Annotated in this window: 23 protein-coding genes and 1 riboswitch; of the genes, 8 read left to right on the top strand and 15 right to left on the bottom strand. The window is 74.3% G+C overall.

The features are described 5' to 3' along the window. Nucleotides 1-7: 7 nt before the first annotated feature. Together CYJ76_RS00360 and CYJ76_RS00355 are read left to right on the top strand one after the other, a co-directional pair. On the top strand, nucleotides 8-1,258 hold the full coding sequence (locus tag CYJ76_RS00360) for a glucose-1-phosphate adenylyltransferase family protein (RefSeq protein ID WP_101848908.1): 1,251 nt from the start codon (nucleotides 8-10) through the stop codon (nucleotides 1,256-1,258). A gap of 388 nt (nucleotides 1,259-1,646) precedes the next feature. Beyond that, nucleotides 1,647-2,900 carry an acyltransferase family protein gene (locus tag CYJ76_RS00355; RefSeq protein WP_101848907.1) on the top strand — a complete coding sequence of 418 codons (1,254 nt, stop codon included), beginning with the start codon at nucleotides 1,647-1,649 and terminating at the stop codon, nucleotides 2,898-2,900. Here CYJ76_RS00355 and CYJ76_RS00350 read toward each other — a convergent pair. Further along, nucleotides 2,868-4,232, bottom strand: coding sequence for an MFS transporter (locus CYJ76_RS00350; RefSeq protein WP_180802154.1), 1,365 nt, complete (start codon nucleotides 4,230-4,232; stop codon nucleotides 2,868-2,870). The two genes, CYJ76_RS00355 and CYJ76_RS00350, sit on opposite strands and share 33 nt — an antisense overlap. Before the next feature lie 139 nt (nucleotides 4,233-4,371). Then, the gene (locus CYJ76_RS00345; RefSeq protein WP_180802153.1) at nucleotides 4,372-5,544 is read right to left on the bottom strand and encodes a hypothetical protein; all 1,173 of its coding nucleotides are present in this window, start codon (nucleotides 5,542-5,544) and stop codon (nucleotides 4,372-4,374) included. Nucleotides 5,545-5,773: 229 nt separating this feature from the next. Here CYJ76_RS00345 and CYJ76_RS00340 point away from each other — a divergent pair, with 229 nt between their 5' ends. From CYJ76_RS00340 to CYJ76_RS00325, 4 genes are read left to right on the top strand one after another with little or no spacing between them, the layout of a single operon-like run. After that, nucleotides 5,774-7,024, top strand: a complete 1,251-nt coding sequence (locus tag CYJ76_RS00340; RefSeq protein WP_070705361.1) for a homoserine dehydrogenase — start codon at nucleotides 5,774-5,776, stop codon at nucleotides 7,022-7,024. Further along, nucleotides 7,021-8,565 (top strand): threonine synthase, encoded by a 1,545-nt coding sequence (gene thrC / locus CYJ76_RS00335; protein ID WP_101848905.1) that lies wholly within the window; start codon nucleotides 7,021-7,023, stop codon nucleotides 8,563-8,565. The genes CYJ76_RS00340 and thrC overlap by 4 nt, the downstream gene beginning before the upstream one ends. Further along, nucleotides 8,562-9,464: a homoserine kinase gene (gene thrB, locus CYJ76_RS00330; RefSeq protein ID WP_101848904.1), complete on the top strand. Its 903-nt coding sequence runs from the start codon at nucleotides 8,562-8,564 to the stop codon at nucleotides 9,462-9,464. Before thrC ends, thrB begins: the two co-directional genes overlap by 4 nt. Before the next feature lie 9 nt (nucleotides 9,465-9,473). Next, nucleotides 9,474-10,856, top strand: a complete 1,383-nt coding sequence (locus tag CYJ76_RS00325) for an aldehyde dehydrogenase family protein (protein WP_101848903.1) — start codon at nucleotides 9,474-9,476, stop codon at nucleotides 10,854-10,856. 3 nt (nucleotides 10,857-10,859) lie between these two features. Here the strand turns inward: CYJ76_RS00325 and CYJ76_RS00320 are convergent, their stop codons facing one another. Next, a complete protein-coding gene (locus CYJ76_RS00320) occupies nucleotides 10,860-12,194 on the bottom strand; it encodes a D-arabinono-1,4-lactone oxidase (RefSeq protein ID WP_101848902.1) in 1,335 nt (444 codons plus the stop codon). Next, nucleotides 12,191-13,435 carry an alanine racemase gene (locus tag CYJ76_RS00315; protein WP_101848901.1) on the bottom strand — a complete coding sequence of 415 codons (1,245 nt, stop codon included), beginning with the start codon at nucleotides 13,433-13,435 and terminating at the stop codon, nucleotides 12,191-12,193. The genes CYJ76_RS00320 and CYJ76_RS00315 overlap by 4 nt, the downstream gene beginning before the upstream one ends. Before the next feature lie 85 nt (nucleotides 13,436-13,520). On the opposite strand from CYJ76_RS00315, the gene CYJ76_RS00310 reads away from it, so the two are divergent. Next, a complete protein-coding gene (locus CYJ76_RS00310) occupies nucleotides 13,521-14,363 on the top strand; it encodes an aldo/keto reductase (protein WP_101848900.1) in 843 nt (280 codons plus the stop codon). Here CYJ76_RS00310 and CYJ76_RS00305 read toward each other — a convergent pair. Both CYJ76_RS00305 and CYJ76_RS12705 read right to left on the bottom strand, forming a co-directional pair. Further along, nucleotides 14,305-15,636 carry an APC family permease gene (locus CYJ76_RS00305; protein ID WP_238138096.1) on the bottom strand — a complete coding sequence of 444 codons (1,332 nt, stop codon included), beginning with the start codon at nucleotides 15,634-15,636 and terminating at the stop codon, nucleotides 14,305-14,307. The two genes, CYJ76_RS00310 and CYJ76_RS00305, sit on opposite strands and share 59 nt — an antisense overlap. Further along, nucleotides 15,633-16,088, bottom strand: a complete 456-nt coding sequence (locus CYJ76_RS12705; protein WP_070703966.1) for an OsmC family protein — start codon at nucleotides 16,086-16,088, stop codon at nucleotides 15,633-15,635. Before CYJ76_RS12705 ends, CYJ76_RS00305 begins: the two co-directional genes overlap by 4 nt. Before the next feature lie 19 nt (nucleotides 16,089-16,107). Here CYJ76_RS12705 and CYJ76_RS00300 point away from each other — a divergent pair, with 19 nt between their 5' ends. Then, entirely contained in the window at nucleotides 16,108-16,821 is a 714-nt protein-coding gene (locus CYJ76_RS00300) for a histidine phosphatase family protein (protein WP_083323460.1), read from the top strand. 7 nt (nucleotides 16,822-16,828) lie between these two features. Here the strand turns inward: CYJ76_RS00300 and CYJ76_RS00295 are convergent, their stop codons facing one another. From CYJ76_RS00295 to CYJ76_RS00255, 9 genes are all read right to left on the bottom strand, one after another. Next, nucleotides 16,829-18,337: a glutamate--cysteine ligase family protein gene (locus CYJ76_RS00295; RefSeq protein WP_070703964.1), complete on the bottom strand. Its 1,509-nt coding sequence runs from the start codon at nucleotides 18,335-18,337 to the stop codon at nucleotides 16,829-16,831. A 133-nt stretch (nucleotides 18,338-18,470) separates the two neighbouring features. Further along, nucleotides 18,471-21,374 (bottom strand): aminomethyl-transferring glycine dehydrogenase, encoded by a 2,904-nt coding sequence (gene gcvP, locus CYJ76_RS00290; protein ID WP_238138103.1) that lies wholly within the window; start codon nucleotides 21,372-21,374, stop codon nucleotides 18,471-18,473. Between the two features lie 127 nt (nucleotides 21,375-21,501). Then, nucleotides 21,502-21,587, bottom strand: a riboswitch (glycine riboswitch). Between the two features lie 61 nt (nucleotides 21,588-21,648). Next, nucleotides 21,649-22,200 (bottom strand): MerR family transcriptional regulator, encoded by a 552-nt coding sequence (locus CYJ76_RS00285; RefSeq protein WP_180802152.1) that lies wholly within the window; start codon nucleotides 22,198-22,200, stop codon nucleotides 21,649-21,651. Between the two features lie 81 nt (nucleotides 22,201-22,281). Further along, nucleotides 22,282-22,956: a transcriptional regulator FtsR gene (gene ftsR, locus CYJ76_RS00280; protein WP_237769800.1), complete on the bottom strand. Its 675-nt coding sequence runs from the start codon at nucleotides 22,954-22,956 to the stop codon at nucleotides 22,282-22,284. A 26-nt stretch (nucleotides 22,957-22,982) separates the two neighbouring features. Next, complete coding sequence (locus CYJ76_RS00275; RefSeq protein WP_070705524.1) at nucleotides 22,983-23,438, bottom strand: FHA domain-containing protein; 456 nt, start codon at nucleotides 23,436-23,438, stop codon at nucleotides 22,983-22,985. Nucleotides 23,439-23,514: 76 nt separating this feature from the next. Then, nucleotides 23,515-23,895 (bottom strand): glycine cleavage system protein GcvH, encoded by a 381-nt coding sequence (gene gcvH, locus CYJ76_RS00270; protein ID WP_070705523.1) that lies wholly within the window; start codon nucleotides 23,893-23,895, stop codon nucleotides 23,515-23,517. A 62-nt stretch (nucleotides 23,896-23,957) separates the two neighbouring features. Next, nucleotides 23,958-24,698, bottom strand: coding sequence for a DUF881 domain-containing protein (locus CYJ76_RS00265; RefSeq protein WP_070705522.1), 741 nt, complete (start codon nucleotides 24,696-24,698; stop codon nucleotides 23,958-23,960). Continuing rightward, a complete protein-coding gene (locus tag CYJ76_RS00260) occupies nucleotides 24,691-25,023 on the bottom strand; it encodes a small basic family protein (protein ID WP_070705521.1) in 333 nt (110 codons plus the stop codon). The genes CYJ76_RS00265 and CYJ76_RS00260 overlap by 8 nt, the downstream gene beginning before the upstream one ends. After that, the gene (locus CYJ76_RS00255) at nucleotides 25,020-25,847 is read right to left on the bottom strand and encodes a DUF881 domain-containing protein (protein ID WP_101848897.1); all 828 of its coding nucleotides are present in this window, start codon (nucleotides 25,845-25,847) and stop codon (nucleotides 25,020-25,022) included. Before CYJ76_RS00255 ends, CYJ76_RS00260 begins: the two co-directional genes overlap by 4 nt. Nucleotides 25,848-25,858 lie beyond the last annotated feature (11 nt).

Genomic DNA, 25,858 nt, shown 5'->3' with positions numbered 1-25,858 from the left:
GGGACCGATGACCCGCACCCCCGCGCCCGACGCCCCGCGCGTGCTCGCGATCGTCCAGGCCGGTGGCCAGGGCTCGCGCATGGAGGTGCTCACCCAGGAGCGCGCCAAGCCGGCCCTGCCCTACGCCGGGTCCTACCGGCTGGTGGACCTCGCGGTCTCCGCGGCGGCCCACGCCGGCATCAGCGACGTGTGGGTGAGCGTGCAGTACATGGCCAGCACCCTGGACGACCACCTGCAGCACGGCCGTCCGTGGGACCTGGACCGGGTGCGCGGCGGCTACCGGCGCATGGTGCCCGAGAGCGGCCACGCTGACGGCCCGGCGTTCTCCGAGTCCAACACCGAGGACCTGCTGGCCGTCCGCGACGCCGTCGAGGCGCACGGCCCGGACGTGGTCATCACGCTGAGCGCCGACCAGGTGCTCGTGGCCGACCTCGCCGAGGCGGTGGCCGCCCACACCGCCTCGGGGGCCGAGTGCACCGTCCTCTCCCTGCCGGCCTCCCCCGAGGTGGCCCGCCACAAGGCCGTGCTCACCCTCGACGGCGAGCGCGTCACCGACATCGCCGAGAAGCCCGAGGAGCCCGGCGACGACCCGGAGATCTCCGCCGAGGTGGTCGTCTACTCCTGGCCGGCACTGCGCGAGGTGCTCGATGCCGTGCGCGCCGACCGCGCGTCCTGCCCCGGCGACCCCGCCGAGGCGGACGACGACGGCCCCGGCGACCTGCCAGAGGAGGTGTTGCCCCGCCTCGTGGAGCGTGGCTCGGTGCGCCGCCACCGGGTCGAGGGCTACTGGCGCGACATGGGCCGCCCCTCGGCCTACCTGCAGGGCCACCGCGACCTCGTGGCCGATCCCGACCAGGTCTTCGCCACCGAGCACCTCGTGGTGCGCAGCAGCCACCGCGACCTGCCCCCGGCCCTGGTGACCTCCACCGGTCGGGCGAGCGACGCCCTGCTCTCCCCCGGCTGCCGCGTGGCCGGCACGGTGGAGCGCAGCGTGCTCGGCCCGGGCGTGGTGGTCGAGGAGGGTGCCACCGTGGTCGACAGCGTGCTCTTCGACGAGGTGCACGTGGCCGCCGGGGCGAGCATCTCCACGGCGATCGTCGACGAGGGCGTGCAGGTGGGTGCGGACGCACGGGTCGGTGAGCCCGGGCCGGACGAGCTGGAGGACGAGCACATCGTGCTGGTGGGCCGCCAGAGCACCATCGGCGAGGGCGTGGAGCTGGCCCCCGGCGCCCGCCTGGACCCCGGCACCACCGCCTGAGGGGCCCTCAGCGGCGGCGCACCCGCCGACCGAGGTAGCGAGCCACCCGCCCGGCCTGCGAGCGCACGCGCGTGGGCGATGCTGATCTCCACCTTGATCGGCGAGCGCCGCAGCGCCGCCCCCGGCTCCGGGTGCTGCAGGGCCCGCTCCAGGAAGTACAGGGCCGTGGGCGCGGGCATGAGAGCGGCGGCCGCGGTGCAGTCGGTGCAGCCCCATCCGCACGCCGCCGACCCCGCCGTCGTCGCCGGTACCCGCCGCGTCGTGTCCACCGCCGTCCCCGGGCTCGGGCTCGGCGATCACCACCAGCCACCCCGTGCCGTCCCTGCGCTGCTCCGTCGTGCTCACCCGCATCGGGCCCTCCTGCCCTGTGGCAGTGCACAATGCGCGCATGACCAACGGGGGCGCCACACGCGCACGCGACCACGTGGTGGACATCGTCCGCCTCGCGGCCATGATCATCGTCGTCTGCATGCACTGGTGCTACCTGCACCTGTGGATGGAGGACGGCCTGCAGCTGGAGCTCGCGCTCTCCGGTCCCGTGGTGTGGGCCCTCACCTGGCTCCTGCAGGCCATGCCGGCCTTCTTCGTGGCCGGCGGCTTCACCAACACCCTGCTGGTGGACCGCTGGCGCGCCTCCGGAGACCCGCTCGGGGCCTACCTGGGCCTGCGCGCCCGACGCCTGACCTCGCCGGTGCTGCCGCTCATGGGGGTCACCCTGCTCGTGGTGGTGGTCGGCGGGCTCATCGCCCCCGGCCTGGCGGTCACCATCGGCGACCAGATCGCCAACCCGCTGTGGTTCCTCTCGGTCTACCTGCTGTGCACCGCCACCGCGCCGCTGGCGGTGTGGGCCTTCGACCGCACCGGGTGGGCCTCGGCGGCGGTGCTGCTGGCCGCCGCGTTCGGCGTGGACGTGCTGCGCTTCTGGGGCGGGGTCGACCTCACCGCGCTCAACCTCGTGTTCGTCTGGCTGTTCTGCCACCAGCTCGGCGTCGGGTACGCGCGGCGCCGCGCCTTCTCCGCCCCGCTGTGGCAGCTGGCCCTGGTGGTGCTCGCCTGCGCGGCCGCCCTGGTGGCGATGGTGGTGCCCGGCCCGTGGTTCCCGACCAATCTCGGCGTGCGCGACGCCCCGGTGAGCAACCTGGCCCCGCCCACCGCCGCCCTGGCCGTGCTCGGCATCGCGCAGTGGGCCGTGCTCACCGCGGTGGGCCGGCGCCTGCTCGGGTGGTCCCCCGGCGAGCGGTGGCGGCGCCGCATCGGCACCGGCAACGCACTGGCCATGCTGGTCTACCTGTGGCACGTACCGGCCATGACCGTGATGATCGGCATCGGCATGCTCGCCCCGGACCTGCTGCTCCCCCGCAGCATCGCCGGCTGGTGGATGGTGCGCCCGGTGTGGTTCGTGCTCTCCGGCGCGATGCTGGCGGTCATGGTGTTCGGCGCCGTCCGGTGGGAGGTGTGGTTCTCCCGCTTCGCCACCACGAGCACCACCTGGCGCGGCGTGCTGGGTGCGGTGCTCGGCGGCGTGGCGGTCCACCGCCTGTGGCAGCTCGGCTTCGGTCTGACGGCCGAGCAGCTGGCCTGGGCGGCGGGCCTCGTGCTGGCGGTGGTGCTACTCAGCGCGGGCCGACGAGTGGAGGCCTGAGACGCCGTCCACCACCTCGGTGTGCGCGCCGGCCAGGTCCACCTCCTGGTCCAGCGGGTGCCGCAGCTCGTCCCCGCCCAGGTCGGCCAGCACGTGGCAGGCCAGCCCCACCAACGGGATGCCTACCGACGGCAGGGCGAAGACCACCCAGGTGGGCAGCACCTGCGCCACCGGGCCGGCCAGCGCCATCGAGACCGGCATCATGGCCAGCGAGACGAAGAAGTCCAGCGAGCTCACGCGGCCGAGCATGGACCGCGGCACCCGGCGCTGCAGCAGCGTGCCCCAGATGACCATGCCCGCTCCGTCGCCGAGGCCGAAGACGAAGAGCACCAGGCCCATGAGCCAGAAGCTGTCCGTGATCGCCAGGGCGAAGAAGGGCACCGCCGCCACCGACCACACCGTGATCATGACCGTGAGGTAGCGCCGCGGCAGGCGGCGGGAGCTCACGCCGATGGCCCCCACCGCGGCCCCCGCACCCAGGCACGCCAGCAGCAGCCCGAAGGTGTCCGGTCCGCCCCCGTGGCGCGTGACGATGAAGGGCAGCAGCACCTCCATCGGCCCGATGAACAGGAACACCGCCACCACCGACCACACGAGCGTGGCCGCCAGCCAGGGGGTGCGCCAGGTGTACGCGGCGCCCTCGGTGAAGTCGCGCCAGACCGACTGGTCCGGTCCCTGCTCCTCCACCGGCAGCGCACGCCGGAACAGCCCTCCGGTGCGCAGCGCCAGCACGCAGGCCACGGCCCCTGCCTGCGCCACGGTCACCACCGCCATCGCCGCCGAGGGCGCCACCGCCCCCACCACGAAGCCGGCGACGGCCGGACCGGCCGCCTGCTGCAGCACCGGGCGGCTCGCGGCCTCCAGGCCGTTGGCGGCCAGCAGCTGGTCGTCGTGCAGCACCCGCGGCAGCAGCGCGGAGTAGGCCGGGTTGTAGATGCCGGCACAGGCCATGGCCAGGAAGGCCGCGACCATGAGCTGCCACATCTGCAGGGCGCCGGTGGCCCCCAGCAGCGCCACCACCCCGCCGACGACGGCGAACAGCAGCGAGCAGCCGGCCAGCAGTCCGCGCAGGGGCAGCCGGTCGGCGGCCACGCCTCCGACGAGCGCGCAGAGCACCAGCCCGATCGAGCCCACGGCCGTGACCACCGAGAGGTCCACCTCGCGGCCGCCGAGGCCCTTGACGGCGTAGACCAGCCCCACGGTCCACACCCCCGCGGAGAACGAGACGAGCAGCAGGCTGGTGGCCAGCAGGCGGTAGTCCCGGGTGGCGAAGGGGGCCAGGAAGCGCGGCAGGCCCGCCCCGGGGCCGGGTGCGGTCTGGGCGGCGGTCACGAGGCGGCTCGCTGGGTCATGGGGCTCCTGGGGTGGGTGGACGGGTCGGTGGGCCGGTGGACCCAGTGTGCGGGAACGGCCACGCCGGGGGCACCCGCGGTGAGCGGGTGCCCCCGGCGGGGCGGTGCGACGGGTCGGGTCAGCCGGCCATCTCCGCGCCACCAGCGCCCGTGGCGCTGGCCGCGCCGGCGTCGAGCAGCTCCTGCGGCACCTCGGTGAACTGGTCCGGCTTGGCCGGCGCGCCCTCCTGGCCGTATTCGATCTTCAGGCCGAGCGGGCCGTCGCCGACCTGCTGGACGAACTCGTCGTAGTCCTTCTTCTCGGTGGCGTCCAGCGAGGCCGGGTCCACGAAGTCCTTGACCTGGGTGAAGTCGAGGTCCAGGCCCTTGAGCTGGTCGCCGTCGAGGGTCACGTCGATGGTCGCCTTGGCGTCGTCCTTGATGGCCTTCTTGTTCTCCTCGGTGAGCGTCGGCAGCTTCTCCGAGGGGTCCGTGATGTTCTGGTTCACGATGGCGGCGAAGTCGTCCCAGCTCTCCTCCACCGGCACAGCCACGTGCACCACGTCTCCCTCGCGGGTGAACTCGCCGTGCTCGTCCATGAAGGTCTTGAGGTCCTGCTGCATCTTCAGCTGCTGCTGGGCGGACACCTCGGTGCCGCCGGTGGCCTCCTTGGTGAGGTCCTCCAGGGTGAGCCCCTGCTTCTGCAGCTCGGACTCCACCTGCTCGGAGGAGACACCGACCCACTCGCCGGAGAGGGCCTTGGTGAGGAACTGCATCGAGGGGTCGTCGGCCGGGGCACCGGAGCCGCCGGTGAGGCCCATCTTGAGCTGGTCGGCGGTGAACAGGCCGGTCTCCTGACCGATCTTGTCCACGTCGGCGCGCATGTACATGCCGCCCTCGACCTGGCGGAACTCGACCTTTCCCTCGCCGATGTGCAGGGTCATGGCGGTGTCGAGGTCCTTGGCGTCCTTCTCCTCGGAGAGGGCCTGGTCGCGCGAGTGGGTCGAGACCGTGATCTTGGACTTGGGCAGCAGCTCGGTGACCTTCTCCACGGCCATCCGGTCGTCAGAGCTCAGGGTGGAGAAGTCGGAGGACTCCGTGAGCTTCTTGAGCGACTCCGAGGAGCTGTCCAGGGAGATCGTGGCCGTCTGGTCCTTGGCCTCGTTGGCCTTGTCGAAGGCCTGCGACACGGCGGCCTTCGGGTCGGAGTCGGCTTGGGCGGAGCCACCGCCGCCACCGTTGTCCTCGTTGCACCCGGCGAGCACCACGGTGGTGCTCATCGCGGCCAGCAGCGTCAGGGTCGTGCGCTTCATGGTGCCCCCTCGGGGTCATCGGCGTGCCGGCTCTCGGCACCTGCCCCAAGTATCGCCCGAGGCACCGACGGCCCCCGCGCGGCCCCGGGCGGAGACCCGGGCACGGCCCCTCCTACCAGGCGGGGAGGCGTCGTTAGGCTGGCGCCACCGCCGGCCCAGCCGGTGGCCGGGCGGGACCAGACCACGAGACGACTGGAAGACCCGGGACGAGACCACCCAGGAGGCCGACATGACGGAACAGACCGAGGGCGTGCGCAGCGTGGGGGTGGCCGTCCTGGGCTACGGGACGGTGGGCCAGGGGGTCGTCGACCTGCTGGGCCGGCACCGTGGGCGTTGGCTGGACCAGCTGGGCACCGACGTGGTGGTGCGTCACGTGGTGGTGCGCGACCTGCACCGCGAGCGCGACGTCCCCGCCCCTGCCGGCACCCTGAGCACTGACGCCCGGGGGGCGGTGACCGACCCGTCGGTGGACCTCGTGGTGGAGGTGGCCGGGCCCGTCGAGGAGGGCCTGGAGCTGGTGGGCGAGGCGCTGCGCCAGGGCAAGCACGTGGTCACCGCCAACAAGGCGCTGCTCAGCGCGCACGGCGAGGAGCTCACCGCGCTGGCCCAGGAGCAGGGGGTGAACCTGCTCTTCGAGGCCGCCGTGGCCGGTGGGGTGCCGTGCGTGCGGGCCCTGCGCGACCTCGTCCGCGTGGACCGGGTGCGTTCGGTGAGCGGCATCCTCAACGGCTCGTGCAACTACATCCTCTCGGCCATGGAGTCCGGGCGGGACTACGGCGTGGTGGCCGCCGAGGCCCAGCAGCTGGGCTACCTGGAGGCCGACCCGAGCGCCGACGTGAGCGGGGCGGACTCGCTGCGCAAGCTGCGCATCCTGGCCTCGATGGCGTTCGGCGGCCCGGTGACCGAGCCTCACATCCTGTGCACCGGCATCGAGCGGGTGTCGGCGGCCGACCTGCAGGCGCTGCGCACGGCGCCCGGCGGCCCGCGCGTGGTGCGCCTGGTGGGTGAGGCGCACGCCGTGCAGGGTCCCGGCGGCCACGAGGTGACCGCCGTCGTCGAGCCGGTCGCCGTGCCGCCGGAGCACTGGGCGGCCAGCATCACCGGGTCCACCAACGCGGTCACCTTCGAGGCCGACCACGTGGGTGCCCTGACCTTCGCCGGGCCCGGCGCGGGGCGCTACGAGACCGCCTCGGCGGTGCTCACCGACGTGGTGGACGTGCTGCTGGGTGCGGTGCCCACCACCAGCCCGCTCTCGGACGCCCCGCTGCACGACGCGAACGCCACGGTGACCGGCCGCTGGTACCTGCGCAGCAGCGCCGCCCTGGCGGGGCAGGCCGAGGCCCTGTTGCAGGACCGGCTGGGTTCCGACCCGGTGGCGGGCATCACCGGTCCGCTGCGCCGGGCCGTGCTGCAGCCCTGGCTGGACGACCCGGGCAGCTGCGTCGTCCGCTGGGAGGCCGCCGGCGAGGGGGCGGCATGAGGTTCACCAGCACCCGCGGTCAGGCACCGGCGGTGGGCGCGGCCCGGGCGGTGCTCGACGGCCTGGCCCCCGACGGCGGGCTCTACGTTCCCGAGCGCATCGAGCCGCTGGACGTGGAGTCCCTGCTCGACGCCCCCTGGGCCGAGGTGGCCACGGCGGTCATGGCGCCCTACCTCACCGGGGAGGGCGGCCTGCCGGCCGACGGGCTGCGGGAGGCCGTCGAGGCGGCGGCGGCCCGCTTCGAGACCGAGGAGGTGGTACCGCTGACCGTCCTCGGCGAGGCGGACGGGACGATCGGCCTGCTGGAGCTCTTCCACGGGCCCACGCACGCCTTCAAGGACGTCGCGCTCACGCTGCTGCCCCACCTGGTGACGCTGGCGCGCACCGCCGAGGGGCAGCAGGGCACCACACTGGTGCTCACCGCCACCAGCGGCGACACCGGCAAGGCGGCGCTCGAGGGCTTCAAGGACGTGCCCGACACCGAGGTGGTGGTGCTCTACCCCACCGAGGGCGTGAGCTTCATGCAGAAGCAGCAGATGCGCACGCAGGCCGGTGGCAACGTGCACGTGCTGGGCATCCACGGCGACTTCGACGACGCCCAGCGGGCGGTGAAGGCCCTCTTCGCCGACGCGGGCGCCCGGGAACGGCTCACGGGGCGCGGGTACGCGGTGAGCTCGGCCAACTCCATCAACCTGGGGCGCCTGCTGCCGCAGATGGTCTACTACGTGACCGGTTACGCGGCCCTGCGCCGGGCGGGCATGGTGGCCGCCGGCGAACCCGTGGACGTGGTGGTGCCCACCGGCAACTTCGGCAACCTGCTGGCCGCCACCTGGGCCCGCGCCGCAGGCGTCCCGCTGGGAACCATGGTGTGCGCCACCAACGAGAACCGGGTGCTGGCGGACTTCTTCGCCACCGGCACCTACGACGCCCGACGCGGGCTGGTGCGCACGGACTCGCCCTCGATGGACATCCTCGTCTCGAGCAACCTGGAGCGCTTCCTGCACGACACCAGCGGGCGCGACAGCGACCGGGTGCGCGCGGCGATGGCGCAGCTGGCCGACGAGCGGGTCTTCGACTGGGGCGCGCTGCCCGGGGAGCCGGCGGACCTGCCCGAGGGCGCGGACGCCTCCCGGCACCGGGTGGTGGCCGGCACCGCCACCGGCGAGCAGGCGGCCGCGACCCTGCGCGCGATGCACGCCGAGCACGGCACGCTGGTGGACCCGCACACCGCGGTGGCCCTGGACGTGCTGGCGCAGTACCGGCGCGGCGACCTCACCGGCGGCCAGCAGCCCCCGGCCCGACCGGCGCTGGTGGCCGCCACGGCCAGCCCGTACAAGTTCGCCCCCGCGGTCCTCGCCGCCCTGGGCCACGAGGCCGACGAGGACGAGTTCGACACCCTCGTGCGCCTGGCCACCACCGCCGGCGACGAGCGCGGCGCCCCGCTGGGCCTGAGCTCCCTGCGCGACGCAGCCGTGCTGCACGAGCAGGTGGTGGAGGTCCCCGAGGTGCCGTCCACCATCGAGGAGGTCCTGCACCGATGAGCGCCACCGGCCGGTCGGTCACCGTGCGGGTGCCGGCCACCTCGGCCAACCTGGGCACCGGCTTCGACGCCCTGGGCCTGGCGGTGGCCCTGCACAACCGGGTGACCCTCGAGGTGGTGGCCGCCGACGACCCCGCCCGCACCGACGCCGGCGACAGCCTGCCCGTGGCCGCCTACGAACGCGCCTGCGCCGAGCACGGCATCGAGCCGGTGGCGGTGCGCTGCACGGTGGCCGGCGACGTGCCACCCTCCCGCGGTCTGGGGTCCTCGGCCACCTGCGTGGTCGGGGGCGTGCTGGCCGCCCGTGCCCTGCACGGCACCGACTGGGACGACGACGAGCTGGTGCGCCTGGGCACCCTCACCGAGGGGCACCCGGACAACGTGGCCCCGGCCCTGCTGGGCGGCGTGGTGGTCTCCGTGGCGGCGGCCGACGGGCGGGTGCACAGCGTGCCCGTGCCGGTGGCCCCCGGCGCACTGCCCGAGGTGCTGCTGCTGGTGCCCGACCACCCCGTGGCCACCGCCGAGGCCCGCGCCGCGCTGCCCGCATCGGTGCCCTTCGCCGACGCGGTGCACAACGCCGCCCGCAGCGCGCTCCTCGTGGCCGCCCTGGCCACCGGTCGCACCGAGGCGCTCTCCGAGGCGGTGGACGACCGCCTCCACCAGCCGCACCGCGCGCACCTCGTACCGGGCGTCGAGGACGTGCTGGCCGCCGCCCGCGCGTCCGGCGCTTCAGCCGCGTGCGTGAGTGGGGCCGGACCCACCCTGCTGGTGCTCTCCCCCGCGACCGGCACCGAGGCCGCCCTGTCCGCCCACCTGGCCGACCACCCCTGGAGCTGGCAGCTGCGGCGGGTGCCGCTGGAGGCCCACGGCGCGGCCGTGGAGGAGTCCGTTGCTGCGTAGGCTGGGACCATGACGTCCCCCGAGCAGTCCACCGCCGCCACCGTCCGCGAGCTGGCCCACGAGACCTGGGCCACAGGCCGCCTGCGCGAGCTCGACGCCCGCCGCGAGCAGCTGCGGGCCCTGCGCACCCTGCTGCGCGAGGAGGAGCCGCGCCTGCTCGCCGCCCTGCGCGAGGACCTCCGCAAGCCCGGGGCCGAGGCGCGCACCACCGAGCTCGCGGTGGTGGAGGGCGAGGTGGAGCAGCTCCTCAAGCACCTGGACGAGTGGCTGTCGCCCCGGGCCGCCTCCGTGCCGCTGGCCATGCAGCCCGCCCGCGCCACGGTGCGCCGCGAGCCGCTGGGCGCCGTGCTCGTCATCGGGCCGTGGAACTACCCGGTGAACCTCGTGCTCACACCGCTGGCCGGCGCCCTGGCCGGGGGCAACACGGTGGTGCTCAAGCCCAGCGAGCTCGCACCGGCCACCGCCGCCGTGCTGGCCGAGCTGGTGGCGCAGTACCTGGACCCCGAGGTGGTGCAGGTGGTGACCGGGGGCGTGCCCGAGACCACGGCCCTGCTGGAGCAGAAGTGGGACCACGTGTTCTTCACCGGGGGCGAGAAGGTCGGCCGCATCGTCATGCGGGCCGCCGCCGAGCACCTCACCCCGGTGACCCTGGAGCTGGGCGGCAAGTCCCCCACGTGGGTGGGCGAGGACGTGGACCTGCGCGCCGTGGCCCGCCGCATCGTGTGGGGCAAGTTCAGCAACGCGGGCCAGACCTGCGTGGCACCCGACCACGTGCTGTGCACCCCGGCGACCCAGGCCGCCCTCGTACCCGAGCTGGAACGCGCCATCACCGACATGTTCGGCCCCGACCCGCGCACCAGCCGCGACTACGGACGCATCATCAACCGGAAGCACGCCGAGCGCCTGGCCGCGATGGTGGACGGCGCCGCGGTGGGCGGCGAGGTGGACCTCGACGCGCTCTACGTCTCCCCCACCGTGCTCACCAACGTGGACGACGACCACCCGGCCATGGCCGAGGAGATCTTCGGCCCCGTGCTGCCGGTCGTCACCGTGCCCGACGTGCAGGCCGCCATCGACCGGGTGGCCGACGGCCCCTCCCCGCTGGCGCTCTACCTCTTCACCCGCGATACCGACGTGCAGGAACGCTGGCTGGCCGGCACCCGCTCCGGCGGCGTGGGCATCAACGTGCCGATGGCGCACGTGGGCGTGCACTCCCTGCCCTTCGGCGGCGTGGGCGCCAGCGGCATGGGCAGCTACCACGGCGAGGCGTCGGTGCGGACCTTCACCCACGAGCGCTCGGTGCTGGACAAGCCGCTGCGCCCGGACACCCTGGGACTGGCCTACCCGCCCTCGGGCCCGGTGAAGCGGGAGCTGCTGCGCCGCCTGCTCTGAGCCTCAGCCCACGGGGCCGAGCACGCGGTCGGTGTACTCGTTGGCGAACACCCCGTGCGGGTCGAGCTGCGCGCGCAGGGCGGTGAAGTCGCCCAGGTGCGGGTAGAGCCCCGCCAGCGCCTCGGCGCCCAGGGAGTGCATCTTGCCCCAGTGCGGGCGGCCCCCGGCGGCCACGAGGATGCGCTCCAGCTCGGCGAAGTACGCCCGGGCGCGGCCGTCACCGTGCACCGTGTGCACCGCGACGAACGCCCGCGGGCCGCCCTGCGCCATCGAGAGCCACAGGTCGTCACCGGCGGTGCTGCGGATCTCCAGCGGGAAGCCCACCGGCCAGCGGCGACGGCGGATGGCCGCGGAGACCTCCGCCATCACCTCGGGGAGGTCGGCCAGCGGCACGCCGTACTCCATCTCGCGGAAGCGCACCGTGCGGGCGCTGGCGAAGACGGTGTGCGAGGGGCCGACCACCCGGTGCGGGGTGAGCCCGCCGAAGGTGCGGTTGAGCCACGGCGTGCGGCCCGGCAGCCGGTCGCACAGGTGCGCCAGGGCCGCCAGGCCCGCGTTGGAGACCAGCCCGTCCTCGACGTGGTGGCCGAACCAGCTCCGCGGCACCGGCGGGGTGTCGGCCTGGCACCGACGGGTGCTCTTGGTGATGGTCCTGGGGCTGTGCGGGAACCAGAAGGCCTCGAAGTGGTCGTGGGCCTCGGTGCGCTCCTGCCAGGTGGCGAACACCTCCGGCGCGGACTCGTTCTCGACCTGCAGGTCCAGGCAGTAGGCCGGCACCAGCTGCAGCGTGATGTCCACGATGACGCCGAGCGCCCCGAGCGAGACCGCGGCGCCCTTGAGGCGCGGGTCCCCGGCGCCGATGCGGTGCACCTGGCCGGTGCCGTCCACGAGGGTGACGCCCCGCACCTGGGTGGCGAGGCAGCCGAACGCCGCGCCCGTGCCGTGGGTGCCGCTGGAGAGGGCGCCGGCGAGCGTCTGGCGGTCGATGTCGCCCATGTTCTCCAGGGCCAGGCCGTAGGGCGCCAACAGGGCGGGCAGGGCGTGCAGGGGCGTGCCGGCGCCGAGGGTGAGGAGCCCCTCGGCGGCACGGGAGTCGTCGACCACGCCGGTGAGGCCGTCCACGGCCAGCGAGGTGCCCGGGCGGGCGCCCCCGCGCGGGGCGGCCACCCCGGTGAAGGAGTGCCCGCTGCCCACGGGGTGCACCGGGCGGCCGGAGGACACGGCGTGGCGCACCGCGGCCTGCACCGCCTCGGTGGAGTCCGCGACGGTGCGCGGGGCGTCGGGCAGGTCGACGGTGCGCGACCAGTTGCGGAAGCCGGTGGTCCGAGTGGTGTTCACAGGAAGGCCTTTCCCTCGCCACGGTAGGTGGGCACAGTGTGGGTGCTGCCGTCCTCCTGAACCAGCACCACCTCGTCGACCCGCTCGGCGGGCTCGCCGGACTTCGCGTGGCGCATCCACACGCGGGAGCCGACCTCGAGGCGGTGGCCGGCGGCCCGGGCGGCCAGGGCACCGGTGAGGGGCGTCTGCACCTCGCCGGCCCCCTCGGTGCCGGTGAGCTCGAGGCCCGGGGGCCAGGCCGCCACCGGCAGGCGGTCGGCGGCGACGGCACCGGTGGCCACCCAGCCGCTGCCCAGCAGGGTCACCATGTCCGGCTCGGGGGTGCGCACCACGTCCAGGCCGATGCCGAACGCGGGCTCCAGGTCGATGGCGCGGAAGCGGTCGAACAGGTGGCCCACGAACAGGCCGGAGCCCACGGTGACCTCGGTGAGCGCCGGGTCGGCCGAGGACCACGCCACCGACCCCGTGCCGCCGCCGTTCACGAGCTCCGGGGCGTGGCCGAGCACCGCGGCCACCGCGTCGACCACGGCCCGCCGCTCGGCGTACAGCCCGCGGCGCGAGACGCCCTGCATGCCGCGGACGGCCCAGCGGTAGGCGCGGTCGCGCAGGTCGCCGGCCACGGGCACGTCCTGCACCCCGGCCACGTGGCCCTCGTAGGTGAGCAGTCCGCGCAGCGCGATGCCGGGCTCGGCCACCACGCGGCGCGCGGCGCGTTCCACCGCCTGCGACCCGTGCAGGGGCGAGCGGCGGGGGCCGATGGTGACGGGCCCCTTGCGCAGGGAGACGTCGGCCTCGAGCACCACCTGCACGGTCTCGCGGCCACCGGTGCGGGCGCGGGCCTCGGCGATCGCGGCGAGGTGGGCGGGGTCGTCGACGGTCAGGGTGATGGCCGCGGCGAGGTCGGGTTCGCAGACCAGGGCGTCCAGGCCGGCGGCGTCCACCGTCGGGTAGGCCACGAGCAGGTCGTCGGTGGTGCCCACCCGGGCCAGCCAGATGGCCTCGGGCAGCGTGAAGGCGAGCACGCCTTCCACGCCACGGTGGGCCAGGGCGCGCTCGACCACGGCCCGCACGCGGATGCTCTTGCTCGCCACGCGCAGCGGCATGCCGTCGGCCGCCTCCACGAGTCGGTCCAGGTTGCGGTCCACCGCATCGAGGGACACCGCGGCCACCGGCGCGGGCAGGTGCGCGGTGGCGGCGTCGAGGCGTGGCCAGGGGGTGGTGTCGTGCGCCCGGGGGTCCATCCCGAGAACCTAACCTCCGCGGTGACGCGCAGCACACACGCCGCGCGGGGATGTCGGTACACGACGTCACGCCTAGGCTGGGGGCATGGTCGACCTCTCCCCCACCGCCCGCCACACGCTGCACGACGGCACCACTCTTCCCTTGGTGGGTTTCGGCACCTACGAGCTCACCGGCGCCGAGGGCGTCACGGCCGTGCGCCACGCCCTGGACGCCGGCTACCGACTGCTCGACACGGCCGTCTCCTACCGCAACGAGACCGAGGTGGGTCGCGCCGTGGCTGCCAGCGGCCTGGACCGTGAGGAGGTCGCGCTCGTGACCAAGGTGCCCGGCCGGCGCCACCGCAGCGCCGTGGAGTGCGTGGAGGAGTCCCTGCGCCGCCTGGGCACCGACCACCTCGACCTCGTGCTGGTCCACTGGCCCAACCCCTCGCAGGGCGAGTACGAGTACGCCTGGGACGGCCTGGTGCAGGCCCGCGAGCGGGGCCTGACCCGCAGCATCGGGGTCTCGAACTTCCACCCCCACCACCTGGACCGGGTCATCCGCTCGGTGGGCGTCACCCCGGCGGTCAACCAGGTGGAGGTCCACCCCTCGTTCAGCCAGGCCGGCCTGCTGGCCGAGAACGCCCGCCGCGGCATCCTCACGCAGGCGTGGAGCCCGCTGGGCAAGCGCCAGCCGCGCTACACCGACACCGCCGTGGCGGCACCGGCCGAGCGGTTGGGCGTCACCCCGGCGCAGGTGGTGCTGCGCTGGCACCTGCAGCGCGGGGTGCTGCCCCTGCCCAAGTCGGCCACGCCGGAGCGCCAGCGGGAGAACCTCGACCTGTTCGGGTTCTCCCTGTCCGACGACGAGGTGGCCGCCATCACCGACCTCACGCGGCCGGACGGTCGCCTGTTCGGCGGGGACCCCGACCACCACGAGGAGCACTGACCGGCACCCGGTCGGCATCGGCCACGCGGGGCTCGCCGCGGCGCACGAACCACAGCACCACGCCGACGGCCACCATCACCAGGCCGCCGACGAGACTGGTGGCCGGGAGGCTCGCCACGAGCACGACGCAGCCGACCAGGCCCACCACCGGCACCACCCACCCGGCGCGCCACTCGTCGCGCAGCGTGAACGCCGCGGCGTTGGCCACCGCGTAGTAGAGCAGCACGCCCACGCCGGAGAAGCCGATGGCGCCGCGCAGGTCGAGCAGCAGCACCAGCAGCACCACCGCACCGGCCACCGCGAGGGCGGCCACGCGCGGCACCCGCTCGCCGGTGGAGGCGGTGGCGGTGACGCCCAGGGCCGGCGGCAGGTCGCGGCGCTGCCCCATCGCCTTGAGGGTGCTGGCCACGCCCAGCAGCAGCGCCCACAGGGCCCCGACGGCGGCCAGCCCGGCGAGCACGCCGACGACCACGGCCCACCAGGAGGACGCGCCCCCGGCCAGGTCGCGCAACGGGGCGGCGCTGGCCACGATGCCCTCCGGTCGCAGGCGCGCCAGCAGGGTCACCGCCACCGCGGCGTAGAGCACCAGCACGGTGCCCAGGCCCCACGCGACGGCCCGCGGGACGGTGCGGCGCGGCTCGACCACCTGGTCGCCCAGGGTGGCGATGCGGGCGTACCCGGCGAACGCGAAGAAGAGCAGCCCGGCGCCCTGCAGCAGCCCGTGCGGCGAGGGACGGCCCGGCACCACCGCGGCATCGCGGGTGGGGGTCCACAGGGTGGGGTCCGGCGGCAGGAACCACGAGACGAGCAGGGTGCCCACGATGCCCAGGAGCACCAGCCCCACCACCACGCGCGCCACCCGGGCCGACCGCACGACGCCGCCGAGCGTGACGGCCGTGAGCGCGACCACGGCGAACACCCCGAGCAGCTGCTCCCGGCCGGGCCACAGGTAGGAGCCGGCCACCATCGCCATCGCGGCGCAGGAGGCGGTCTTGCCGACGACGAAGCACCACCCGGCGAGGTAGCCCCAGAACGGGGAGAGCCGCTCCCGGCCGTAGAGGTAGGTGCCCCCGGCCCCCGGGTGGCGGGCGGCGAGCTGGGCACTGGAGCTGGCGTTGCACCAGGCCACGAGCGCGGCCACGGCCAGAGCGGCCAGCAGCCACGCGCCCGCGGCGGCGGTGGCCGGGCCCCAGACCCCGAACACCCCCGCGCCCACCATGGCCGCCAGGCCGATGGTGAGCGCGTCGAGAAAGGTCAGGCGCCGGGCGCTCACTCCACCGACCGGCCGTCGGCGAGGGTGAACTCCACCGGCGTGGGCAGGGCCACGGTGCGGCTCACGGTGCACAGGCGGTCGCGCGAGGAGGCCACGGCCCGCGGCAGCACCTCGGTGGCGGCCCGGCCGGCCTCGTCCTCGGCGAAGGTCACGTCGAAGGCCGCCTGCACGTCGGTCAGGTGGTTGCCGTCCTCGTCGCGCACCTTGGTGCCCCGGGCCTCCACCACGAAGGACTCCGGCTCGGCGCGCTTGTGGGTGATGAAGTCGACGTCGATGGCCGAGCAGCCGGCCACGGCGGCCAGCAGCAGCTCCACCGGGGTGAAGTCGGCATCGCTCCCGTCCCCGATGGTGATGCTGGCGCCCCGCTCGTTGGTCACGGTGAAGGTGGCGAAGTCGGTGCGCTCCAGACGGACCGAGCGGGGGCTGGGCGGGGTCGGGGTCTCGCTGCTCATGGGGCATAGCCTGCCGCACATGGAGCCCGACGCGAAGACCGCCTCGCCCACCGGCCCGAGCGTGACCAGGGCCTCGGCCGCCGCCACCCTGGGCGGCCTCCACCGGTACGCCGACGCCGGCCCGGTGGACGTGCGTCCCTCCGAGCCCGGCCGGGGCCGGCTCCTGCTGGTGCGCCACGGCGAGACCGCGTGGTCCCGGGCCGGCCGGCACACCGGGCTCACCGACCTGCCCCTCACCGGGGCCGGACGCGCCGCGGTCGGCGGCCTGCCCGACCTGCTCGCGGAGTACGACCTGGTGCACGTGCGCTGCTCCCCGCTGCAGCGCGCCACCGAGACCGCCCGCCTGGCCGGCCTGGAGCCCGACGCGCTGGACGCCGACCTCGTGGAGTGGGACTACGGCGCCGAGGAGGGCCGCACCACCGCCCAGGCGCAGGCCGAGGGCCGCCCCGGGTGGACCGTCTTCGACGGCGTGCCACCGGGCGAGACCCCCGGCGAGACGGTGGAGATGGTGGCCGCCCGGGCCAGCCGGGTGCTGGGGCGGGTGTGGCGCCACCTGGAACACGGCGACGTGGTGCTCGTGGGGCACGGGCACCACCTGCGCGTGCTGGCCGCGGTGTACCTGCGCCAGACGCCCTACCTGGCCGACGCCCTGGAGCTCGAGGCCGGCAGCCTGAGCGTGCTCGGGCACCACCGCACCACGCCCACCGTCCACCGGTGGAACCTGGCGCCCTGAGCGGGTCTCAGGCGGGCAGCTCCCACTGGTCCACCGGCTGGTGGGTGGCGTTGGCCTCCCAGTACAGGCGCGTCATCTCGGTGAGCGCCGCGTCGCGGTCCAGGCCGCGGGCCTCCAGCCGCTCGACGGCCTGCACCTGCCAGGTGGCGCCGTTGGTGCGCTTCTCGCAGCGGCGCCGCACCGTGCCCAGGTAGGTGTCGGCGTCCTCGGAGGTGGTGCCCCCGGAGACCAGGCCGGCGTGCGCCAGCGGCAGCAGGTGCTCGGCCACCAGCTCGGTCACCGGCATCGTGCCGGTGGTGCCCGGCCAGGCCAGCTCCGCCTCGATGCCGTGCTCGGCCGCGGCGTAGAAGTTGCGCTCCGCCTCGGCGTGGCTGAAGCCCAGCCACGGCTCGGGGGTGGTGTCCACCAGGGTGCGCAGCAGCCCGTAGTAGAGCGCGCAGTTGGCCATCGTGTCCGCCGCAGTCGGGCCCGCCGGCAGCACGCGGTTCTCCACGCGCAGGTGCGGCACGCCGTCGACCACGTCGTAGATGCCGCGGTTCCAGCGCCACACCGTGCCGTTGTGCAGCATCAGGCGCGGCAGCTTGGGGGCCCGCCCCTTGCCGGCCCCGGAGCGGTCGCTGCTCGGACCACCCTCGGTGGAGGGCAGCTCGAACAGCTCGGGCAGCAGGCCCGGGTAGGAGCCGATGTTCTCCCGGAACAGGTCGGCCGGGGTGGCGATCCAGTCGCGCCCGAACAGGGCCCGGGACTTCACCCCCTGGTTGCGCAGCTCCGGCGTGCGCGTGTCCATCATCTGCTCGAAGAGCGGGATGCGGGTCTCGGCCCACAGCCGTTTGCCGAACAGGAAGGGCGAGTTGGCACCCACCGCCACCTGCACGGCGGCCACCAGCTGGGCGGCGTTCCAGAAGGTGGCGAACCTCTCCGGCGAGACCTGCCGGTGCAGCTGCAGCGAGGTGGCCGCGGCGCCGGGGGCGATGGTCTCGGTGTACTGCTTGACTCGCTCCCCGGTGGGGCCGGTGATGTCGATGGTGGCGCCCTCGCCGCGCTCCTTGAGCAACGCGTTCTCCAGGGCCCGGTAGCGCGAGCCGGCGGAGATCCACTCCCCTACCAGGTGCTCCTCGCGCAGCGTGGGCAGGATGCCGATGGGCACCATGCGGCAGCCCTCGGCGTCGGCCGCGTCGTGCGCCTCCTGCAGGTGGTGCAGCACCACGTGCTCCAGCGACGGCGAGGCACCCGTGGCCACCGGGCGCGGCTCCACGTTCACCTCGATGTTGAAGCGCGCCAGCTCGGACTGGAAGTGCTCCCCCAGGTGCCCCAGCACCGCCTCGTTGTTGAGGGAGGGCTGCATGTCGGCGTCCACGAGGTTGAGCTCCATCTCGATCCCGATCTTGGGGAAGGTGGAGTCGAACTCTGCGTGCGCGAGCAGCCAGGTGAAGGTCTCCAGCTCGTGGTTGACCTCCTCGCGGAACCGCACCCGGTCCGCCGAGGAGTACTCGGTCTTCTCGACCTCTGCGCCCATGGTCCTGCCTTTCGCCGTGCGGGGCTCCATCCAAGCACGTGGGACCGGCCACCACAGGGTGGCCGGTCCCACGTGACGGGGGCGCCGTCCCGCGCCGGCAGGGACCCGGACAGGGCCCCTGCCGCGCAGCAGGTCAGTCCTCGAAGGCCTCCGGCGGCGGGCACGAGCAGACCAGGTTGCGGTCGCCGTACACGCCGTCGATGCGGCGCACCGGCGGGAAGTACTTGGTCGCCGGGTTCACGCCGGCCGGGTACACGGCCTCGGCGCGGGTGAACGAGTACGGCCAGTCGCCGGCCATCGAGCGGGCGGTGTACGGGGCGTGGCGCAGCACCGAGTCGTCGGCGTCGCCCTGCTGGCCCACCGCGTCGATCTCGGCCTTGATGGCCACCATCGCGTCCACGAAGCGGTCCAGCTCGTCGAGCGACTCCGACTCCGTCGGCTCCACCATGAGCGTGCCGGAGACCGGGAAGGACATGGTCGGGGCGTGGAAGCCGTAGTCGATGAGGCGCTTGGCCACGTCGTCCACGGTGACGCCGGTGTCCTTGGTGATCTGGCGCAGGTCGAGGATGCACTCGTGGGCCACGAGGCCCTCGTTGCCCGTGTAGAGCACCGGGTAGTGCTCGTCGAGGCGCTTGGCCAGGTAGTTGGCCGAGAGGATGGCCACGCGGGTGGCCTTCTTCAGGCCGGCCGAGCCCATCATGCGGATGTACGCCCACGGGATCGGCAGGATGCTCGCCGAGCCCCACGGGGCCGCGGCGATGGGGCCGACCCCGGTGGCCGGGCCGGCGCCGGGCACCAGCGGGTGGTTGGGCAGGAAGGGCGCCAGGTGCTCGCGCACGCCGATCGGGCCCACGCCCGGACCGCCACCACCGTGCGGGATGGTGAAGGTCTTGTGCAGGTTGAGGTGGCTGACGTCCGAGCCGAACTTGCCCGGACGGGCCACGCCGATGAGGGCGTTGAGGTTGGCGCCGTCGACGTAGACCTGGCCGCCGGCGTCGTGCACCAGGCCGCACAGGTCGGCGATGGTGTCCTCGAACACGCCGTGCGTGGACGGGTAGGTCACCATGATGGCGGCCAGCTGGGGGCCGTGCTTCTCCACCTTGGCGCGCAGGTCGTCCATGTCGATGTCGCCGCCCTCGGCGGTCTTCACCACGACCACCTTCATGCCGGCCATGACCGCCGAGGCCGCGTTGGTGCCGTGCGCGGAGGCCGGGATGAGGCAGACGTCGCGGTGCTCCTGGCCCTGGGAGGCGTGGTAGGCGCGGATGGCCATGAGGCCGGCCAGCTCGCCCTGCGCACCGGAGTTGGGCTGCAGCGAGACGGCGTCGTAGCCGGTGATGTCGCACAGCCACTGGCTCAGCTCGTCCATGAGGGCACGGATGCCCTCGGAGTGCTCCGCCGGGGCGAAGGGGTGCAGGTTGGCGAACTCCGGCCAGGTGATGGGCTCCATCGCCGTGGTGGCGTTGAGCTTCATGGTGCAGGAGCCCAGCGGGATCATGCCGCGGTCCAGCGCGTAGTCGCGCTCGGAGAGCTCGCGCAGGTAGCGCAGCATCTGGGTCTCCGAGCGGTGCACGTGGAAGACCTCGGGGGTGAGGAAGTCGCTGGTGCGCTGCAGCTGCTGCGGCCAGGTGAGCTCCATCGCCGGGCCGAGGCGGTCGGCCAGCGAGACGCCGAAGGCCTCGGCGACGACCTCGAGGTCGGCCGAGAGCGTGGTCTCGTCCACGCTCACCAGCACCGTGTCCTCGTCCTGCTTCCACAGCAGCACGCCCTCGCGGCGGGCGGCGGCCACGATGTTGCCGGCCTGGCCCGGCACGCGGACGGCCAGGGTGTCGAAGTAGTCCTCGTGCACGACCTCCAGGCCGGCCGAGGAGAGGGAGCCGGCCAGGCGGCGGGCCTTGCCGTGCACGTCGCGGGCGATGGAGCGCAGCCCCTGCGGGCCGTGCCACACCGCGTACATGGAGGCGATGACCGCCAGCAGCACCTGGGCGGTGCAGATGTTGGAGGTGGCCTTCTCGCGACGGATGTGCTGCTCGCGGGTCTGCAGGGCCAGGCGGTAGGCCACCTTGCCCTCGTCGTCCTTGGAGACGCCCACGAGGCGGCCCGGCAGGGTGCGCTCGAGGCCGGAGCGGACGGCCATGAAGCCGGCGTGCGGGCCACCGAAGCCCATCGGCACGCCGAAGCGCTGGGTGGTGCCCACCACCACGTCGGCGCCCCACTCGCCGGGGGGCGTGAGCAGGGTGAGGGCCAGCAGGTCCGCGGCGGCGGTCACCAGGGCGCCGGCCTCGTGGACGGCCTCGGCCAGGGCCGACCAGTCGCGGATCGCACCGTCCACGGCCGGGTACTGCACGATGACGCCGAACACGTCGCGGTCGCCGGCGGCGGCGCGCAGGCCCTCGACGGAGTCCACGCCCGCCAGGTCGGCCACGACCACCGGGATGCCCAGCGGCTCGGCGCGGGTCTCGGTGACGGCGATGGACTGCGGCAGCAGGCCGGAGTCCAGCAGCAGCACGGCGGAGTTGTCCTTGGCGCCCACCTTGGCGGTGCGGCGCATCACCGTCATCGCCTCGGCCACGGCGGTGCCCTCGTCGAGCAGGGAGGCCCCGGCGGTGGTGAGGCCCGACAACTCGGAGCACATGGTCTGGAAGTTCAGCAGCGCCTCGAGGCGGCCCTGGGAGATCTCCGGCTGGTAGGGCGTGTACGCGGTGTACCAGGCCGGGTTCTCCAGGATCTTGCGCAGGATCACCGGCGGGGTGTGGGTGCCGTAGTAGCCCAGGCCGATCATGGAGCGGGCCACGGTGTTGCGCTCGGCGTAGGCGCGCAGCTCGGCGGTGGCGGCCTGCTCGGTGGGGGCCGCCGACATCGGCAGCTGCTCGTCGCCCTGGATGGCGCCCGGTACGGCCTTGGCGATGATGGCGTCCAGCGAGGGCTGGCCGATCACCTCGAGCATCTGGGCCACGTCCTCGTCGCGGGGGCCGATGTGGCGCCCCACGAAGTCGGGCTCGTGGTGCAGGCCCAGCTCGTCGCTGGCGTCGAACACGGGGGCCTCGGTGGCCTCGTGCGCGGGGGTGGGCGTGGTGCCGTCGGGAACCAAGGGTCCTCCTGGAGTCGCTGCGTGGGTCACGATCTCTCCCCCTCTGTGGGCACTGGGGCCGGCCAGAGTTGCCTCACCGCGCAGGGTCCGTGGGCCTGAGAGATTCCGGGGAGGTTGCTCCTTCGGCGTCCCGGTGCGGGACTCTCCCCTGCGGGGTCGACGGCACCGGCGAGTGTATTACGTCACGCCCCCGCCGAGGAGGGTTCGGGCCCGTGCCGCCTCAGGCGCCGCGGCGCGCGCGCCGGGCGGCCAGCTCGTCGACCACGCCCTCGCGCTCGTCGGCACCGGGCAGCTCGCACAGGCTGCCCTCCACCTCGCGCCACACGCTGGAGATGGCGATGCCGAAGACGCCCTGCCCGCCGCGCACCAGGTCGATGACCTCGTCGTCGCTCGTGCACTCGTACACCGAGGCGCCGTCGGACATGAGGGTCAGCGAGGCGAGGTCGTCCGCGCCACGGTCCGCGACGGCCTCGACGGCCACCCGGATCTGCTGCAGCGAGACACCTGTGTCGAGCAGGCGCTTGATGATCTTGAGCACGACGATGTCGCGGAAGGAGTAGAGCCGCTGCGTGCCCGAGCCCTGGGCGCCTCGCACGCTGGGGCGCAGCAGGCCGGTGCGGGCCCAGTAGTCGAGCTGGCGGTAGGTGACGCCGGCGGCGGCGCAGGCCTGCGGGCCGCGGTAGCCCACCGCGTCCCGGGCAGCGGCGACCGGGTCGTCGAACAGCGGGACCTGCTCCCCCGGGTGGCCCTGCTCGGGCGGCGTCGTCGTCACGGGGGCGACGCTACTGCGCCGTCCCCGGGCAGGCAACGCCGCCACGCCGACCGGCCGGTCGGGCCGGCCGCGGTCGGGCGGTCAGCCGAGCTCGGCGCGCACCAGGGCCACGTGGAGCGCCAGGCAGGCCGCGGCCAGCTCGTTGCGCATCCCCTCCCGCTCGTCCGGGGCGGGACGCGAGGCGGTGAGGGTCTGCTGCACCAGCGCCGCCTCGCGGTCGGCGGCCAGCCGGAACATGCGCAGGTGCCGGGGCTCCAGCCCGAAGGAGGCGAAGGTGGCCACCGCGCGGGCGATGTCGACGTCGTGGGAGGAGTACCAGCCCTCGCGGTCGGCATGGACCAGGCCGAAGGACGCGATGTCGTCCAGCTGGGAGGGCTCGATGCCGGCGCTGCGGCAGAGCTCGGACCGGCTGACGCGCACCGCCTCGCGGCTGGAGAAATCCACCGCCTGCACGGCCGGCCCGGTCGCCCCGGGCAGCGCGCCGGCGGGCGGAGGAGCGGGCCGTCCGGGGGCGGGCGCGTCGAGGTCCACCGACAGGCCACGGTCCATCTGGTCCAGGGCGTCGGCGATCACCTTGAGCGGCCAGAAGCGGTCGCGCTGGGAGGTGAGCACGAAACGCAGGCGCTCCACCTGGTCGTCGGAGAACAGCCGGTAGCCGGCGGGGGTGCGCTCCGGGGTGATGAGCCCCTTGCCCTCCAGGAAGCGCACCTTCGAGATGGTGAGGTCCGGGAAGTCCGCCGACAGCTCGCGGACCACCTGGCCGATGGTGTGCCTCGCCCCCGTCATGCCACCGGGGAGGTCGCGGGGTGGAAGACCAGGCGGTACTTGCCGATCTGCACCTCGTCGCCCTCCTGCAGGTCGACCTGTTCCACCGGCTCGCCGTTGACGTAGGTGCCGTTGGTGGACTTGCTGTCCACGAGGCGGCACCCCTCCTGCGAGAGCACGAAGCGCGCGTGGTGGCGCGAGACGGTCACGTCGTCGAGCAGGATGTCGGCGTCCGCGGCGCGGCCCACCGTGGTCTCCGGCTCGTCGAGCAGGTAGCGCGCACCGGCCGAGGCGCCGGCGGGGATGAGCAGCAGGGCGGTGCCCGGGCGCAGGGCGGCGATCATCTGCGCATCGACGTCCGTCATCGCCACCGGTGTGCGCGGGTGGGTGGGGACGGGCGACCCGGTCGCCAGGTCGATGCGGGAGGTGGCGGGGCCCGTCGCGTGCGGGGTACCGCCCGGGGTGGAGCTCATGCGCCTGGTCCTTTCTGGTGGTCGACGACGGGTGCCGGGGGTCGCCCCCGGCACCCGTCGTCCGGGGGTGCTGCGCTCAGTCGAGCGTGGCGGTGTAGGCCTCGGCGTCGAGGAGGTCCTCGACCTCGGAGGACTCGGAGACCTTGATCTCGAAGATCCAGCCCTCGCCGTAGGGGTCGGAGTTCACGTTCTCGGGGGTGGCGTCGAGCGCGTCGTTGACGGCCGTGATCTCGCCGCTCAGCGGGGAGTACACGTCGCTGACGGACTTGGTGGACTCCACCTCACCGGCGGCGTCGTCGCGGGAGAAGGTTTCGCCCACGGCCGGCAGCGTCACGAAGACGACGTCACCCAGCGCGTCCTGGGCGTAGTCGGTGATGCCCACGCGGTAGACGCCGTCGCCGGCCTCACGCAGCCACTCGTGCTTGTCGGTGTACAGCAGGTCCTGGGGGTAGTCCATGGGCGCTCCTCGCACTCCTTCGGGTGATGGTGGGTCGATCCTAGTGTCCCGTGCCACAGTCGTCACCGTCCGGCGCCCTCCTCCAGCGGGACGGTGGCCTCCACCCGTACCTCGTCGCGCACCAGCACGCTCACCCGGGAGCCCTCCTGGGCGGCGGACTCCACCACGCCGCCGGGGATCCGCATGGCGGTGGCCAGGGTCTCGGCGGGCCCGATGGCGCGGAACCGGTAGGGCGGGCGGAGCACCTCACCGTCCATGACCACCCGCCCCTCGGTGTCGTCGACGAACCAGCTGCCGGCCACCACCCGGTGACCGTTCACCTCCATGGCCTCGGCGCCGGCGTCGCGCAGCTCCTGCACGGCCTGCAGCAGGGTCCCGGCCCCGAGCTCCCCGGCCGCCGGCACCGTCATCTGGATGCCGGGGCCGGCGGCCGGCACCACGCCGGCAAGGATGCCCAGCTCCTGGGAGCGGCGGCGCGCCTGCTTCTCGGCCTCGGAACGCCCAGACCCGGCCTCCAGGGCGGCCTTCTGCTCCTCTAGGGCCACCCGCTGGGCATCGAGCTCGTCGTCGTGGGCCTCCACGTCGTGGAGGAGCTCCACCAGCTCGGCCTCGCTCAGGTCGCGCACGGCATCGCGCTGCGGGTCCAGGCTGCTCGTGGACAGCGCGAAGCCGAGCAGGCCCAGCAGGACCGCGGCGGTGGTGCTGCCGCGGCCGCCAAAGGCCCGCCAGCCGGTGCGCCGGGGCCTCGGCAGGGGGCGGGGACGGCGCGGGGGACGCGCGCCGGGCTGCGGGGACTCAGGCATGGAACAGGTGCCTCCGGATGGCGGCGAGGTTGCTGAAGATGCGCAGACCCAGCACGACGACCACCCCGGTGGTGAGCTGCGAGCCCACCCCGAGCTGGTCGCCGATCCAGACGATGAAGGCGGCCACCACCACGTTGGAGAGGAAGGAGACCACGAAGACGCGCTCGGAGAAGATGCCGTCCAGCGCGGCGCGGGCACCACCGAACACGGCGTCCAGCGCGGCGATGACGGCGATGGGCAGGTAGGGCTCCAACCACCAGGGCACGTCGGGCTGGAGCCAGACGCCCAGCAGGATGCCAAGGACGAGGCCGAGGGCGGGGATCATGGAGTCTCCACGGTGACGGGGCGGGCATGGTGCAGCGTGAGGGTGGGGTCGGCCGGCACCGTGAGGTCCGCGGCCCGGCGGGTGCTGGTGCGCAGGCCCACCTCGTCACGCAGGTGGCGCAGGTGGTCCTGACCCCCCAGCTCGGCGAAGCGGTCCGGCATCGTGGCCGGACCCACCGCCTCCACCGTGTACGGGCGGTCCAGGGCGCGGAAGTCCACCACCAGGGCCTGGCCTGCGAAGCGGATGCCGGCCAGGGAGCTCAGGCGGTGGCCGTTGATGCTCACGGCCTGCGCCCCGGAGGCCCACAGCAGGTTGGACAGGCGCTGGAGGTCCGCAGCGACGACCCGCTGCTCGGGGTCGGGCCCCGGCGCGTCGTCGAGCTGCAGGACCAGCCCCGCACCGGTGACGGGGGTGGCCGCCGCGGCGACGCCACGGGCCTCGACCTGCGCGGCGAGCTCACCGCTGCCCCCCTCGCGCAGGAGGTGGCCCTGCTGCTCCTCCACGGCCCGTTGCTCCCGGTCGAGCGCCGCGGCCTCCTCGGCGAAGAGGTCCTGCTCCTCGTGGAGGCGGGCGGCCAGCTGGGCGCGGGGGGCGTCGGCCGGCAGGTCCTCGCGCAGGTTCTGGTAGCCGGCCACCAGCACCAGACCGATGAGCACGAGCGTGGCGCCCAGGGCCAGTCCGGCCGGGGCCCGGCGGGCGGGGGCGGGACCCTCGCCGGCACGACGGCGCCGCTCGTGGGCCGCGGCGTACGCGGGCTCGACGGGGTTGGCCAGCAGCTCCTCGATGAGGTTGCGCGGCCGCTGGTCGGGCTCCTGCTGCGCCATGGCCACCTCCC

It is taken from the genome of Kytococcus schroeteri (assembly GCF_002847825.1).
GTDB lineage: Bacteria > Actinomycetota > Actinomycetes > Actinomycetales > Dermatophilaceae > Kytococcus > Kytococcus schroeteri.
Note: the sequence above shows the minus strand (reverse complement) of the source record. Positions and strands in the feature narration are given on the sequence as shown.

Bases quoted from the DNA above. Each gene is read 5' to 3' on its own strand.
- CYJ76_RS00310 (WP_101848900.1), top strand. From the start codon at position 13,521: ATGGTCGACCTCTCCCCCACCGCCCGCCACACGCTGCACGACGGCACC.
- CYJ76_RS00275 (WP_070705524.1), bottom strand. From the start codon at position 23,438: ATGAGCTCCACCCCGGGCGGTACCCCGCACGCGACGGGCCCCGCCACC.
- CYJ76_RS00295 (WP_070703964.1), bottom strand. From the start codon at position 18,337: ATGGGCGCAGAGGTCGAGAAGACCGAGTACTCCTCGGCGGACCGGGTG.
- gcvH (WP_070705523.1), bottom strand. From the start codon at position 23,895: ATGGACTACCCCCAGGACCTGCTGTACACCGACAAGCACGAGTGGCTG.
- CYJ76_RS00255 (WP_101848897.1), bottom strand. From the start codon at position 25,847: ATGGCGCAGCAGGAGCCCGACCAGCGGCCGCGCAACCTCATCGAGGAG.
- CYJ76_RS00355 (WP_101848907.1), top strand. From the start codon at position 1,647: ATGACCAACGGGGGCGCCACACGCGCACGCGACCACGTGGTGGACATC.
- thrC (WP_101848905.1), top strand. From the start codon at position 7,021: ATGAGGTTCACCAGCACCCGCGGTCAGGCACCGGCGGTGGGCGCGGCC.
- CYJ76_RS00260 (WP_070705521.1), bottom strand. From the start codon at position 25,023: ATGATCCCCGCCCTCGGCCTCGTCCTTGGCATCCTGCTGGGCGTCTGG.
- CYJ76_RS00340 (WP_070705361.1), top strand. From the start codon at position 5,774: ATGACGGAACAGACCGAGGGCGTGCGCAGCGTGGGGGTGGCCGTCCTG.
- CYJ76_RS00300 (WP_083323460.1), top strand. From the start codon at position 16,108: ATGGAGCCCGACGCGAAGACCGCCTCGCCCACCGGCCCGAGCGTGACC.
- CYJ76_RS00360 (WP_101848908.1), top strand. From the start codon at position 8: ATGACCCGCACCCCCGCGCCCGACGCCCCGCGCGTGCTCGCGATCGTC.
- CYJ76_RS00265 (WP_070705522.1), bottom strand. From the start codon at position 24,698: ATGCCTGAGTCCCCGCAGCCCGGCGCGCGTCCCCCGCGCCGTCCCCGC.
- thrB (WP_101848904.1), top strand. From the start codon at position 8,562: ATGAGCGCCACCGGCCGGTCGGTCACCGTGCGGGTGCCGGCCACCTCG.
- CYJ76_RS12705 (WP_070703966.1), bottom strand. From the start codon at position 16,088: ATGAGCAGCGAGACCCCGACCCCGCCCAGCCCCCGCTCGGTCCGTCTG.
- CYJ76_RS00315 (WP_101848901.1), bottom strand. From the start codon at position 13,435: ATGGACCCCCGGGCGCACGACACCACCCCCTGGCCACGCCTCGACGCC.
- CYJ76_RS00325 (WP_101848903.1), top strand. From the start codon at position 9,474: ATGACGTCCCCCGAGCAGTCCACCGCCGCCACCGTCCGCGAGCTGGCC.
- CYJ76_RS00345 (WP_180802153.1), bottom strand. From the start codon at position 5,544: ATGAAGCGCACGACCCTGACGCTGCTGGCCGCGATGAGCACCACCGTG.